The following is a 12,667-nucleotide window of genomic DNA, read 5'->3' on the forward strand; positions in this document are numbered from 1 at the left end:
ACGCCCACACACCCCGCCCTCGATGTCCGTCAGTACCAGCCCACGTCCTGCGAGTGGGCCCAGGCCTTGCAGGGCGAACCGTAGCGGCCCTCGATGTAGCCGAGGCCCCACTTGATCTGGGTCGCCGGGTTGGTCTGCCAGTCGCCGGCGACGGAGCCCATCTTGCTGCCCGGCAGCGCCTGCGGGATGCCGTACGCCCCGGACGAGGGGTTGCGGGCCTTGTGGTTCCAGCCGCTCTCCTTGTTCCACAGCTTGTTCAGGCACGGGAACTGGTCCATCCCGAAGCCCGCCTTCACCATGAGCGCGCAGCCGACCTCGCGGTTGCCGCTGAACTCGGCGCAGGACGCCGGGATCGGCCCCTCGTACGGCTTGCTCTCGGTCTTGGCGGCGGCGGCCTTCGCGGCCGCGGCCTTCGCGGCGGCCTCGCGGGCCTTCTTCCGCGACGCGGCGGCGGCCTCGGCCTCGCGGGCGCGCTTGGCCGCCTCCTTCGCCGCCGCGGCGGCGCGCAGTTTCGCCTGGTACTCGGCCGCCCGCTGCTGGGCCGCCTGCACCTGGTGGGCGGCGTGCCGCTCGCGCTGGTACTCGAACTCGACCTGCTCGACAGCGACGCCGACCTGCGCGGTCAGGCCCTGCTGCTGGGTCTGTCGGTCTTCGCCCAGGTAGACGCCGCCAGCGACGCCCACGGAGAGCAGCGCGACAGCGGCCGTACGGGCGCCGAACCGGCTCCACAGCCGACTCACGAAGTGGTCCCTTCGTCGGGTGCAAGGACACGGCGCGGGGCTGCACCCCGGGTGGGATGCGTCCGCGTCGCAAGCGCCCCGACCCGGTGCCGGTCGCAGCCGACGTACCCGGTGGGATGCTGGCGCGTCCTGTGACGAACGATCACCAACGATCTTCTCGGTACGTGGGCGCTCGTTGGACACCATCGCGCACGGTGAGACTGATGGGAAACCAACAGAGCTGATTGTGATCTGCACCACAAAGAGAATGCGGACAAACCCCTACATAACCACCGTCATAGCGGGATGTCCTCCAGCAGATCCGTCACCATCGCCGCGATCGGCGAACGCTCCGAACGGCTGAGGGTGACGTGGGCGAAGAGCGGATGGCCCTTCAGCGCCTCGATCACCGCGGTCACGCCGTCGTGCCGCCCGACCCGGAGATTGTCCCGCTGGGCCACGTCGTGGGTGAGCACCACCCGGGAGCCCTGGCCGATGCGGGAGAGCACCGTCAGCAGCACGCCCCGCTCCAACGACTGCGCCTCGTCCACGATCACGAAGGCGTCGTGCAGGCTACGACCCCGGATGTGCGTCAGCGGCAGCACCTCCAGCAGGCCCCGCGAGGTGACCTCCTCCAGCACGTTCTCGTGCACCACCGCGCCGAGGGTGTCGAAGACGGCCTGCGCCCAGGGCGACATCTTCTCCGACTCCGAGCCGGGGAGGTAGCCCAACTCCTGGCCGCCCACGGCGTAGAGCGGGCGGAAGACGACCACCTTCTTGTGCCGGCGGCGCTCCATCACCGCCTCCAGCCCGGCGCAGAGGGCCAACGCCGACTTGCCGGTGCCGGCCCGCCCGCCCAGCGAGACGATGCCCACCGACTCGTCCAGCAGCAGGTCGAGCGCGATCCGCTGCTCCGCCGAGCGGCCGTGCAGCCCGAACGCCTCCCGGTCGCCGCGGACCAGCCGCACGGTCTTGTCGGGCAGCACCCGGCCGAGCGCCGAGCCCCGGCCCGAGTGCAGCACCAGGCCGGTGTGGCACGGCAGCGCGGCGGCCGCGTCCAGGTCGAGCGCGTCACCGGCGTAGAGCTGGCCGATCTGCTCATCGGCGAGTTCCAGCTCGGCCATCCCCGTCCACGTCGGGTCGCTGGCCTGGCCGTGCCGGTACTCGTCGGCCCGCAGGCCCACCGAGGCGGCCTTGACCCGCAACGGCATGTCCTTGCTGACCAGGGTCACCTCCCGCCCCTCGGCGGCGAGGTTCAGCGCCACGGAGAGGATCCGGGTGTCGTTGGAGTCGGTGCGGAATCCCGGCGGGAGGACGCCGTCGTCGGAGTGGTTGAGCTCCACCCGCAGGGTGCCGCCGGAGTCGTTCGCGGGCACCGGGCGGTCCAGCCGCCCGTGGCGGACCCGCAGCTCGTCCAGCATGCGCAGGGACTGCCGGGCGAACCAGCCCAGCTCCGGATGGTGGCGCTTGCCCTCCAGCTCGGTGATGACCACCAGGGGCAGGACCACCTCGTGCTCGGCGAACCGGTGGAAGGCCGCCGGGTCGGACAGGAGCACCGAGGTGTCCAGGACGAACGCCTGGCCCGCTGGTCGGGGCTCCTCGGTGCCGGCTCCAGCGGCGGACGCGCTGCGGCGGCTCCGGGTGGCGCGGCGGGTCGTGGCAGTCGCGGCCGGGGTCTGGTCGGTCCCGGCGGGCGTACGGCGAGTCGTCACAGGCCTGCTCCGACGGATGGGCATCCGCCACCCGCGTTCCGCCTCCTCCGGTGCCCGGGGACACGGGGTCGGATGCGGAAACCCCGTGCGCGAGGTCGCAGATCCGGGCGGACCGGCTGGCCCGGGAGAACCCCGTGCCATGCCTAGACGCTAGCCGCGTCGGACCCCGTCGGCTAGAGGGCGGACGTGGATCTCCGGGGGCCGGCGGGTGAACTCAGCCGGCGGCGGAACCGGCCGGGATGCATGCCCCCTGCGCGCATCCCGGCCGGCGGGGACCACCGTCACCGGTCTGACGTGGTCCCGACGGTGCGTGTCCGCCGCGGACGACGCACCGCGCCGGTTCCGGTCGACGGGGCCTCGGGCTCCCCGTCGACCGGGGCTCAACCCGTCCGCCGCACCAGGGTGCCGGTCGGATGTCCCCCGGCGGCCGGGGCGGAGAACGACGAGCCGGTGTACGTGGTGCCGGGCCGCACCACCGTGCCGGCGACCCGGGCGGCGGTGACGGGCGACGGGCCGGCCAGAGCGGAGGCGATGGCGGCCTGGGCGTCGCGGCGACGGCGGTTCCAGGCCCCCCGGTCGCCGTCGAAGTAGCCCTGCCGGTAGCCGAACCGGTAGCCGATGCGGTAGCTGAGCTGACCGTGCAGCCGCCCGGCCGCGTAGCTCGTGGCGCCGAGGACGAGGACGAGGAAGACGGCGAGGAAGGGGCTCATCCGGCGGCCCCCGTCCGCCGTGGGTCCCGGGTCATCGCTCCTCCGGCTCGGTCGGCGTGGGCTCGGCGACCAGGAGGCGGTCCAGGTCGTCGGTGCTGACCTCCTCGACCAGCTCGACACTGATCCGGCAGCCGTCCACGACGACCTCGGCCACGGAGGAGCGGCGGATCTCCCCGCCGGCGTCGTACACCCGGACGCCGACCTCGGGGCAGCCAAGGTGGGTACGCCAGGCGTCCCACTCGGCGCGGTCGCCGACGCTCAGTGACAGGTAACGGCAGCCCCGGGCGAGGTAGAGGCGCCATGGCGCGCTCAGGCCCGCGGCCACCCCCTCCGCGATCAGGCCGAAGGCCTGGGCACGGGTGGCTAGCTCGGTCACCACACCCCCCTCGCGACGGGGGCGTGACGCATGTGAGCACTGATCGTCTCATGCACGTGACACACCGTAGATTGTCCCATGGACGTGACAGTATCAGCTTTTCGTCCGTTTACGGCGACCGCTACGGGCATCTATTCTGCCCAGGTGACACCCCTCAGAAGCGGTGCCGGATCGTTTACCGGCACCACGAAGAACACGTCACGCCCGCGTGACAACAGCGTGCCAGGACACTCCCCGGTGGCCGGATGGTCGTACCGTCACCGGGTGACCGAGACGGCCAACGCACGGAAGATCGCCTTCGCCACCTTCGTCCGGAGGGCGCTCGACGAGGCCCGGGCGACCCGGGCCTGGAGCGGCACCGAGGTTTCCCGGCGCACCGGCGTCTCCCGGCAGACCATCAACCGCTGGGTACGCGGTGACTGGGCGAGCGACCCGGAGGCCGAGCGCGTGGTCGCGTTCTGCGAGGGCCTCGGCCTCAGCCCCGCGACCGCCTTCGCCGCGCTGGGCTGGGAACGGGCGAGCGCCCCCCGCAACACCGCGACCCCGCCGCCGATGGACCCGGACGTGGCGGCGCTGCTACGCCGGCTCGTGGACCCCGAGGTCTCCGACGCGGAGAAGTTCCACATCCGGGAAACCATCAGATATCTCGCGTACCGCCCCACGCTCCCGGTCGATGTCCGAAAACGAGGGAGACAGGCCGGCTAGTTCCTCAGATGGCGAAAGAACGGCAGGTCAGACTCATTCGTTTCGCTCCGGGGCCGGAACGGGCGCGCTAGCGTCCGTATTCGTACTGCTTGGGCTCGTCGTCGGCGGGGGGACGGGACAAGGCCGAACCCAGCCCTGCGGGACAGAAGGAGGGGTCTGTCCATGACCCTGAAGTGGATGGCAGTCGTGATCGCCACCGTGTCGCTGACACTGGGCGTGACCGGAAACGTGGTGACCCTGGCGGTCGACGGCGGGCAGCTTCCCCTGCTCGTCAACCTCCTCGTGCTCACCTCCGCCGGCACCGCGGTGATCCTGGCCGTGGTCGCCGAGCTGCACGACCGGCTCGACAACCGGGTCAGCGCCCTGACCGACTTCCTCGTCAACAAGCTGCAGGAGATCGAGGAACGCACCGGCGACCGCAACAGCGGATTCGTCGAGGGCTACCTGCTCAACCACGGCCAGGAGGCCGCCGTCGTGCCGTTCGGCCGGCGGGGACGGGGAGCCGCCGAACGCTGACCGTCGGGCCCGCCGCGTACCGACCGCACCCCCCGGGGCGTCGGCCGGTGACCACCGCTCGGCCGGGGATTGGGCGGCCCCGCCCGGGGTACGCTGTCGCGCGTGCCGCCGTTGAATCTGGGCAACCAGCAGCCGAGGATCCCGTTGGACGCCGACCAGGCCTGGCGGACGACCGCCGGAAGGTCGGCCGGGACCGTTCTCTTCTTCGACTTCGACGGCACCCTGGCCCCCGTCGACGACGATCCGACCGCCGTGCGCCCCGCCCCGAAGGTGCTGGCCGCGATCGAGGCGCTCGCCCCGGTGGTCCGGCGGGTCGCGATCGTCTCCGCGCGCCCGGTCGACTTCCTGCGCGAACACCTCGGCGGCCTCACCGGCGTCGACCTGTACGGCCTCTACGGCCTGGAGCACAGCCACTCGGGCGGCGAGACCGTGACGGAGCCGGCGGCCCTGCCCTGGGTGCCCACGATGGTGGAGCTGACCGACCTGGCCCGGGCCGAGCTGCCCGATGGCACCCTGGTGGAATACAAGCGGCTCTCCGTGGCGCTGCACTGGCGCACCGCGCCGCAGCTGGGCGAGGCCGTGGAGCGGTGGGGCCGGGCCCAGGCCGAACGGCTCGGGCTCAAGGTCCAGGCCGGGCGGATGGTGCTGGAGCTCAAGCCCCCGGTCGACCGCGACAAGGGCATGGTGATCGACGAGATCGTCCGCGACGCCGAGGGCGCCTGGTACTTCGGGGACGACGTCTCCGACATCAAGGCCTTCGCCGCGCTGCGGGCCCGGGCCGCCGCCGATCCGCACTTCTTCGGTGTCTGCGTGGCGGTCGCCAACCCGGAGACGGGCCACGAGGTGGCGGAGGCCGCCGACCTGACCCTGGACTCCCCCGCCGCCCTCGGCGACTTCCTCACCGAGGCCGCCGGGCACCTCACCTGACGCGCTCCCGCCCGCCGTGGCGGGGGAACGCGCACCGGGCGGGCTGAGGCGTGCACCGGACGGGCGCGCGGGCCGGACGGGCGCGCGCGTGCTCCGGGGGCGGTCAGGCGCCGTAGCGGCGTTGGCGGTTGGCGTAGGACCGCAGGGCGCGCAGGAAGTCGATGTGCCGGAAGTCCGGCCAGTTCAGCTCGCAGAAGTAGAACTCCGAGTGCGCCGACTGCCACAGCATGAAGCCGGAGAGGCGCTGCTCGCCGCTGGTGCGGATGACCAGGTCGGGGTCGGGCTGGCCCCGGGTGTAGAGGTGCTCGGCGATGTGCTCGACGTCCAGCACCTCGGCCAGTTCCTCGAGGGTGCCGCCGGAGGCGGCGTATTCCAGCAGCAACGACCGCACCGCGTCGGTGATCTCCCGCCGGCCGCCGTAGCCGACCGCGATGTTGACCTCGGCCCCGCCGCTGCGGTCCCGGGTGCGTTCCTCGGCGGCCTTCAACGCGGCGGCGGTCGAGGCGGGGAGCAGGTCGAGCGCGCCGACCATCCGCAGCCGCCAGGGATTGCCCTCCTCGGCCAACTCGACCACCAGGTCCTCGATGATCTGGAGCAGCGGGTCGAGTTCCTTGGCCGGCCGTCGCAGATTGTCGGTGGCCAGGAGGTAGAGCGTCACGTGCCCGATGCCGGCCTGGTTGCACCAGCCCAGCATGTGCTTGATCTTGACGGCGCCCATCCGGTGCCCGTCGTTCGGGTCGACGAAGCCCATCTCCCGGGCCCACCTGCGGTTGCCGTCGCACATCACACCGACGTGCCGGGGCACCGGCTTACCCGCGAGCTTCGCCGTGAGGCGACGCTCGTACACCGTGTAGATCAGGTCCCGCAGAGTCATCACCCTGCAGCGTAGCGACCTACGCTCCGGCTCACCGCCTCGGAGTCCGCTCCCATGCCGACAGACCGATGCCGATCATGCCCAGGGTGCGGGCGTCGAGACGCCCGTCGCCCAGCCCGAGCTCGACCACCGTCCGGTAGACCCGGTCGTCGCGGTGGGCCGCGCGGACCGCCGCGTCGACCACCTGCCGGTGCCGGGCCAGCGACGCCGCGACCGAGCTGTGCCGCAGATGGGTGCCGAGGCGGCGGTCGAGCGCCGCCGCGTACCGCCGGGCGGCCCGCCCGGGTGAGGCGGCGGCCGCCGCCCCGGCGAGTGCCCCGGAGAGCAGCGCGTAGAAGATGCCCTCGCCGGTGAACGGGTTGATCAGGGAGAGCGCGTCGCCGGCGAGCACCAGCCGGCCGCGCCCGGGTGCGGGACGGTGCGTCGACAGCGGCAGATGGTGGGCCCGCAGGTCGCTGACCGTGGCCGGGTCCGTGCCGGGCAGCAGTGCGCCGAGCCGGTCGAGCAGGTGCGCCCGGCTCAGGGGCTCGCCCCGCAGCACCTCCCCGTACCCGACGTTCGCCCGCCCGTCCCCGATCGGGAACGACCAGGCGTACGCCGGCCAGCGCGGCGCCGAGGTGACGATGAGCTGTTCGGGCGGGCCGGGCAGCGCAGGGGCGTACCCCCGGATGGCCAGCGCCAGGTGCCGGTCGGGATTCGGTCGGTGCCCGAGCGCCCGCCGGACCACGGACCCGGCACCGTCCGCGCCGACCACCGCCCGCGCCGCCAGCGAGCCGTCGAGCACCACCCGGTCGGCCCGGACCTCGACGTGCCGCACCGCGTGCCGACGCAGCCGCGCACCGGCCGCGACCGCCGCCGCCACCAGCCGGGCGTCGAAGACCCTCCGGGGCACGGTGTACGCGGGCCGGGGCAGCGGGCGGGCCACGGTGCCACCGCCCGGCCCGACCAGGCGCAGCGCCGGCAGCGGTGCGTACCCGGCCACCGCGTCCGGCACTCCCAGTTCGTCCAGCACGTCGAGCGCGTGCGCGGCGATGCCGTCCCCGCACGCCTTGTCCCGGGGAAAGTCCGCGCGGTCGAGCAACAGGACGCTCGCACCCGCCCGCCGGGCCGCCAGCGCGGCGGCCGAGCCGGCCGGCCCCGCCCCGACAACCACCACGTCGAACTCGTCGCCTGCCAACCCGTCGCCCACCGCGTCGCCTCCCACCACCGGTCCGGCTCCTCCGGCCATCCTGCCGTCGGCGACGCCCAGCACGCCGAAACCCGCCCGGCACGTCGGCGAGGTCTCCCCGTGCCACCTTTGCCGCGGCGACGCCGAACCGCGTCGACGAGGTCCTCCCGGGCCCGCCCGCACCGGCGCGGCCGAACAGCATCGGCGCCGGCTGGCCCTGTTCGCCGCGCACCACACCGCCCTGGACGCCGCGTCGCTCGCCCTCGTCATCGAGGACATGGCGGTCGGGGCCGAACCGCGGCCGGAGACCGGCGACCGAGGGCCGAGGGCCGAGGGCCGGGACCGAAAGCCGGGGAACCGAGGGCCGGGCCGGACGGACCGAAGGCCGGGACGTCCCTACGCCGGCCGGGCGGTGCGTTCGGCGCGGGTGGCGCGCCAGAGGCCGTAGAGCGTCAACACGGCGGCAGCCACCAGCGGGCCGCCGTCGCGGACCAGCCCGTCCGGGCCGAGCAGCCACCAGCACAGCGGCAGGTCGACGGCGAGCACGACGGCGGTGACGGCCACCAGCAGCGTGCGCGCCCAGCCCTTGCCGCGCATGAGGAAGGCGGTGCAGAAGAGCACGGCGTAGCTGGTCACGATCCCGGCGACGAACCAGAACAGCACGGCGGGTACGGCGGTCAGCCGGTCGTCCAGCACCGCAGCGCCGGCGACCAGGGCCGGGACCAGCATGAGCGGACTGTAGGTGAACGCCGCGACCCGGCTGGTGAGCAGCCAGCCGCTGACCTCCGGCCGACGGGGCGGGGTCTCCCGCCAGGAGATGCCCTCCCGGTCGATGACCAGCCGGGACCGGTGGCGGACCAGGTGCGCGGACACGGCGGACGAGCGGTGGAGCAGCCAGACCACCGCGACGCAGAGCACGGTGAGCAGGGCGAACCCGAGCAGCCCCGGCAGCGGCGGTACCCCCTGGCGGGGCACGATCAGCCGGCCGACCGCGAAGACCGTGGTCACCGCCAGGATGAGCCCGAACGGCCGGGCCACGGTCCGGCCGCGACGGACGTGCCCGATCAGCAGCAGGAAGCCGAGCGACCGGAGCATCGCCCAGCCCGTCCGGACCGCGAGCCCGAAGCCCTGCTCCGGGGCGTACCACCAGTTGAGCAGCTCGACCACGACGGTGGCCGCCGCGGTCAGCGCGAGCAGCGTGGTCAGCACCCGGACGGCGGACGGCCGCCGGACCTGGGTCGCGGCGGCCGTCCTCATGGGATCCGGTGATGCCCGCTCGGGGCGTCGGTCACACCTGTCCTCAGCGCCGGGGTGCCGCGTCGAGGCGGGCCCGCAGCGCGTCCAGCTCGGCCCAGAGCACGCCCGGCAGCTTGTCGCCGAACTTCTCGAACCACTCGGTGACCATCGGGAGCTCCTTGCGCCACTCCTCCGGGTCGACCTTCAGCGCGATCCGGACGTCCTCCGGGGTCATGTCCAGGCCCTCGACGTCGAGCGCGTCCTGGGCCGGGACCATGCCGATCGGGGTCTCCACCGCCTCGGCACGCCCCTCGATCCGCTCGATGATCCACTTGAGCACCCGGGAGTTCTCGCCGAAGCCGGGCCAGAGGAAGTTGCCCTCCGGGTCCTTGCGGAACCAGTTGACGTAGTAGATCTTGGGCAGCTTGGACTCGTCGCCGTCGGTGCCCTTGCCCATCTCGATCCAGTGCCGGAAGTAGTCGCCGGCGTGGTAGCCGATGAACGGCAGCATCGCCATCGGGTCGCGCCGCACGACGCCGACCGCGCCGGAGGCGGCGGCGGTGGTCTCCGAGGAGAGCGTGGCGCCCATGTAGACGCCGTGCACCCAGTCGCGGGCCTCGGTCACCAGCGGGATCGTGTCCCGACGGCGGCCGCCGAAGAGGATCGCGTCGATCGGCACGCCGTTCGGGTCGTAGTAGTCCTCGGCGAGGATCGGGCACTGGGTGATCGGGGTGCAGAACCGGCTGTTGGCGTGCGAGGAGAGGCTGTCGCTCTCCGGCGTCCAGTCGTTGCCCTTCCAGTCGACCAGGTGCGCCGGCGGCTCGCCCATGCCCTCCCACCAGATGTCCCCGTCGTCGGTCAGGGCGACGTTGGTGAAGACGGAGTTGCCGCGGTCCAGCGTCCGCATCGCGTTGGCGTTGGTCTTCCAGTCGGTGCCGGGCGCGACGCCGAAGAGGCCGTACTCCGGGTTCACCGCGTAGAGGCGGCCGTCCGGGCCGAAGCGCATCCAGGCGATGTCGTCACCGATGGTCTCGACCTTCCAGCCCGGGACGGTCGGCTCCAGCATGGCGAGGTTGGTCTTGCCGCAGGCCGACGGGAAGGCCCCGGCGACGTGGTAGACCTTCCCCTCCGGGGAAGTGATCTTGAGGATGAGCATGTGCTCGGCGAGCCAGCCCTCGTCGCGGCCCATCACGCTGGCGATCCGCAGCGAGTAGCACTTCTTGCCGAGCAGCGAGTTGCCGCCGTAGCCGGAGCCGAAGGACCAGATCTCCCGGGTCTCCGGGAAGTGCGAGATGTACTTCGTCTCGTTGCACGGCCACGCCACGTCCTGCTGGCCGGGCGCGAGCGGGGCGCCGATGGAGTGCAGCGCGTGGACGAAGTCCGCGTCGTCGCCCATGGCCTCCAGGACCCTGGCGCCCATCCGGGTCATGATGCGCATGGAGGCCACCACGTACGGGCTGTCGGTGATCTCCACGCCGAACATGGGGCTCTCGGCCTCGACCGGACCCATGCAGAACGGGATGACGTACATGGTGCGCCCGCGCATGCAACCGCGGTACAGCTCCGTCATCGTCCGCTTCATCTCGGCCGGCGCCATCCAGTTGTTGGTGGGGCCGGCGTCCGCCTCGTCGACGGAGCAGATGAAGGTGCGCTCCTCGACCCGGGCGACGTCCGTCGGGTCCGTGCGCGCGTAGAACGAGTTGGGCTTCTTCTCGGGGTTGAGCCGGATCAGGGTGCCGGCCTCGACCAGCTCGTCGGTGAGGCGACGCCACTCCTCGTCGGACCCGTCCACCCAGACGACACGGTCGGGGGTGGTCAGTTCAGCGACCTCACGGACCCAGGCGAGCAGTTTGGGGTGGGACGTCGGGGCCTGATCGATACCCCGAACGGTAGCCGGAGCAACCATGACACATCTCCTTGTGGTCGACGCTGACCGATCTATGGGATGCACGAGTCTTGACGGCGCTATGCGTCGCCTTCGTGGAAACCTGGGATTGGCCTCAGCGTAAACCGGGCGAGGTCACCAGTCAGTGGGACTGGTTGTGAAGAACTGCACAAGGTACGGGCACGCTGCGGCATCACGAGCTAATACCCGCTTTCACGCGCAGTTTCACGCAAATGCTGCGGGGAAACGTCGCCGGCCCCGCGGCCCCGTCCCGTCGGCGGAACCCGCGAACCGGCCCGCGGCGGCACCGGTGCCGTTACGCTCGGTCCACAGGCGCACACCCGCACAGGCGGTCCGTCGTTGCTACCCGTGCGGGATGCCCTCAACCGGTAGGCTCGCGTCGTGGCCGCGACGATGACCGGGGAGCCAGGCTCCCGGCAGACCCGCCCGGGTCTGGTCCACTCGCTGGTGGACCGTTTCGGCCACCTGGTCCGCGAGCTGAGCAAGTTCGCCACCGTCGGCGGGATCGCCTTCCTGATCGACTTCGCTCTCTTCAACTACCTGACGACCGTGCGGGGCGTCGAGCAGGTCACCGCGAAGACCATCTCGACGGTGATCGCGGCGAGCGTCGCGTTCATCGGCAACCGGTTCTGGACGTGGCGGCACCGCAAGCGCTCCAACCCGGCCCGCGAGTACGCGCTGTTCTTCTTCTTCAACGGCGTCGGCCTAGGGATCGCCGTGGCCTGCCTGGCGGTCAGCCGCTACGGCCTGGGCAGCATCTGGCCGGGGGTGTTCCAGACCCCGCTGGCCGACAACATCGCCAGCTTCATCGTGGGGACCGGGCTCGGGACGCTGTTCCGGTTCTGGTCCTACCGACGGTTCGTCTTCGTGGAAGCGGGAACTCCGAGGGTTCCGGAAGAGAAGCACGACCGAGACCACCGGGCGTGACCTGCCGCCCACCCCGTCCCGGCCGGAGCCTGCCGGCCCCGCCCACTGCCCTAAGGTGTTCCGCATGCGTCTTGTCCGTCTGCTGCCTGAGCGCTGGCAGAAGTTCATCAACGAGGCGCTCAAGTTCGGAATCGTCGGTGGCGTCAACACCGTAATCAATTACGCCGTGTTCAACGTGCTCGCGCTGACCGTTTTCGTCAACGGTCAGCTGAAGGCGACGGTCATCGCGACCGTGGTGGCGACCCTCACGTCCTATCTGATGAATCGTCACTGGACGTACCGGGATCGCCCGAAATCAGCCATGCGGCGCGAGTACGTCCTCTTTTTCCTCTTCAACGGGGCCGGCCTGCTCATCGAGCTGGGCGTCCTGGCCGCCGCCAAGTACGGGTTGGGCCTGACCGGCCTGCTGGCCCTCAACGTGGCCAAGACCGGCGGGGTGCTGCTCGCCACGCTGTTCCGCTTCTGGTCCTACCGGACGTTCGTCTTCCAACCGGCGCCGGCCCACGCGGCCGAGACGTGGCACAGCATCCCGCGCGACGAGTGGGACACGATGGCGGAGATGGACCCGGTCGCCGAGCTGGCCGAGTCGATCTCCGAGCTGGAGGAGTCCGAACCGCCGCCGGGCAGCCGGCCGTACGCCCCGCACGTCGTGCCCGCTCCGAACCCCGCGCCGGCGGCGGGCCCGGGGACCCCGGTCCAGGGGCGCTCCGCCCGGCTCGACACGGGTCTGGGCGGCTCCCTCGACCGGGAGCTGGAGGCGGAACTGGCCGCCGAGCTGCAGGCCAGCACCCGTCGCCCGCCCCGCCGCTGAACCCACGCCACGCCGCTGAACCCACGCCCAGGCCCGCCCCGCCCGACCCGGCGCGGCGGGCCCCGGTCTGACCGGGGCGG

13 protein-coding genes are annotated in these 12,667 nt (G+C 72.2%); 5 read left to right on the forward strand and 8 right to left on the reverse strand.

The features are described from left to right. Positions 1-29: 29 nt before the first annotated feature. From V6U77_RS06770 to V6U77_RS06785, 4 genes are all read right to left on the reverse strand, one after another. Positions 30-740, reverse strand: a complete 711-nt coding sequence (locus V6U77_RS06770; protein WP_334605333.1) for a lytic transglycosylase domain-containing protein — start codon at positions 738-740, stop codon at positions 30-32. A gap of 275 nt (positions 741-1,015) precedes the next feature. Beyond that, positions 1,016-2,431 (reverse strand): PhoH family protein, encoded by a 1,416-nt coding sequence (locus V6U77_RS06775; RefSeq protein WP_334605334.1) that lies wholly within the window; start codon positions 2,429-2,431, stop codon positions 1,016-1,018. Positions 2,432-2,811: 380 nt separating this feature from the next. Next, positions 2,812-3,141 (reverse strand): hypothetical protein, encoded by a 330-nt coding sequence (locus V6U77_RS06780; RefSeq protein ID WP_334605335.1) that lies wholly within the window; start codon positions 3,139-3,141, stop codon positions 2,812-2,814. 31 nt (positions 3,142-3,172) lie between these two features. Beyond that, a complete protein-coding gene (locus V6U77_RS06785) occupies positions 3,173-3,517 on the reverse strand; it encodes a hypothetical protein (RefSeq protein ID WP_334605336.1) in 345 nt (114 codons plus the stop codon). A 264-nt stretch (positions 3,518-3,781) separates the two neighbouring features. On the opposite strand from V6U77_RS06785, the gene V6U77_RS06790 reads away from it, so the two are divergent. The 3 genes from V6U77_RS06790 to otsB all read left to right on the forward strand — a co-directional run bounded on the left by V6U77_RS06790 (position 3,782) and on the right by otsB (position 5,665). Next, positions 3,782-4,222 carry an XRE family transcriptional regulator gene (locus tag V6U77_RS06790; RefSeq protein ID WP_334605337.1) on the forward strand — a complete coding sequence of 147 codons (441 nt, stop codon included), beginning with the start codon at positions 3,782-3,784 and terminating at the stop codon, positions 4,220-4,222. 162 nt (positions 4,223-4,384) lie between these two features. Then, on the forward strand, positions 4,385-4,738 hold the full coding sequence (locus tag V6U77_RS06795; RefSeq protein WP_334605338.1) for a hypothetical protein: 354 nt from the start codon (positions 4,385-4,387) through the stop codon (positions 4,736-4,738). Positions 4,739-4,840: 102 nt separating this feature from the next. Then, complete coding sequence (gene otsB / locus V6U77_RS06800) at positions 4,841-5,665, forward strand: trehalose-phosphatase (protein WP_334605339.1); 825 nt, start codon at positions 4,841-4,843, stop codon at positions 5,663-5,665. 103 nt (positions 5,666-5,768) lie between these two features. On the opposite strand, the gene V6U77_RS06805 is transcribed toward otsB, so the two are convergent. From V6U77_RS06805 to V6U77_RS06820, 4 genes are all read right to left on the reverse strand, one after another. After that, on the reverse strand, positions 5,769-6,539 hold the full coding sequence (locus V6U77_RS06805) for an isoprenyl transferase (RefSeq protein ID WP_334605340.1): 771 nt from the start codon (positions 6,537-6,539) through the stop codon (positions 5,769-5,771). A gap of 31 nt (positions 6,540-6,570) precedes the next feature. Continuing rightward, positions 6,571-7,767: a geranylgeranyl reductase family protein gene (locus V6U77_RS06810; protein WP_442934388.1), complete on the reverse strand. Its 1,197-nt coding sequence runs from the start codon at positions 7,765-7,767 to the stop codon at positions 6,571-6,573. 336 nt (positions 7,768-8,103) lie between these two features. Next, complete coding sequence (locus tag V6U77_RS06815; protein ID WP_334605342.1) at positions 8,104-8,964, reverse strand: hypothetical protein; 861 nt, start codon at positions 8,962-8,964, stop codon at positions 8,104-8,106. Between the two features lie 43 nt (positions 8,965-9,007). Next, positions 9,008-10,849 (reverse strand): phosphoenolpyruvate carboxykinase (GTP), encoded by a 1,842-nt coding sequence (locus V6U77_RS06820; protein ID WP_334605343.1) that lies wholly within the window; start codon positions 10,847-10,849, stop codon positions 9,008-9,010. Between the two features lie 393 nt (positions 10,850-11,242). On the opposite strand from V6U77_RS06820, the gene V6U77_RS06825 reads away from it, so the two are divergent. Together V6U77_RS06825 and V6U77_RS06830 are read left to right on the forward strand one after the other, a co-directional pair. Next, positions 11,243-11,776 carry a GtrA family protein gene (locus tag V6U77_RS06825; RefSeq protein ID WP_334605468.1) on the forward strand — a complete coding sequence of 178 codons (534 nt, stop codon included), beginning with the start codon at positions 11,243-11,245 and terminating at the stop codon, positions 11,774-11,776. 64 nt (positions 11,777-11,840) lie between these two features. After that, complete coding sequence (locus V6U77_RS06830; protein WP_334605344.1) at positions 11,841-12,587, forward strand: GtrA family protein; 747 nt, start codon at positions 11,841-11,843, stop codon at positions 12,585-12,587. The last annotated feature ends 80 nt before the right edge of the window (positions 12,588-12,667 follow it).

Source organism: Micromonospora sp. CPCC 205546 (genome assembly GCF_036902715.1).
Taxonomy (GTDB): Bacteria; Actinomycetota; Actinomycetes; order Mycobacteriales; family Micromonosporaceae; genus Micromonospora.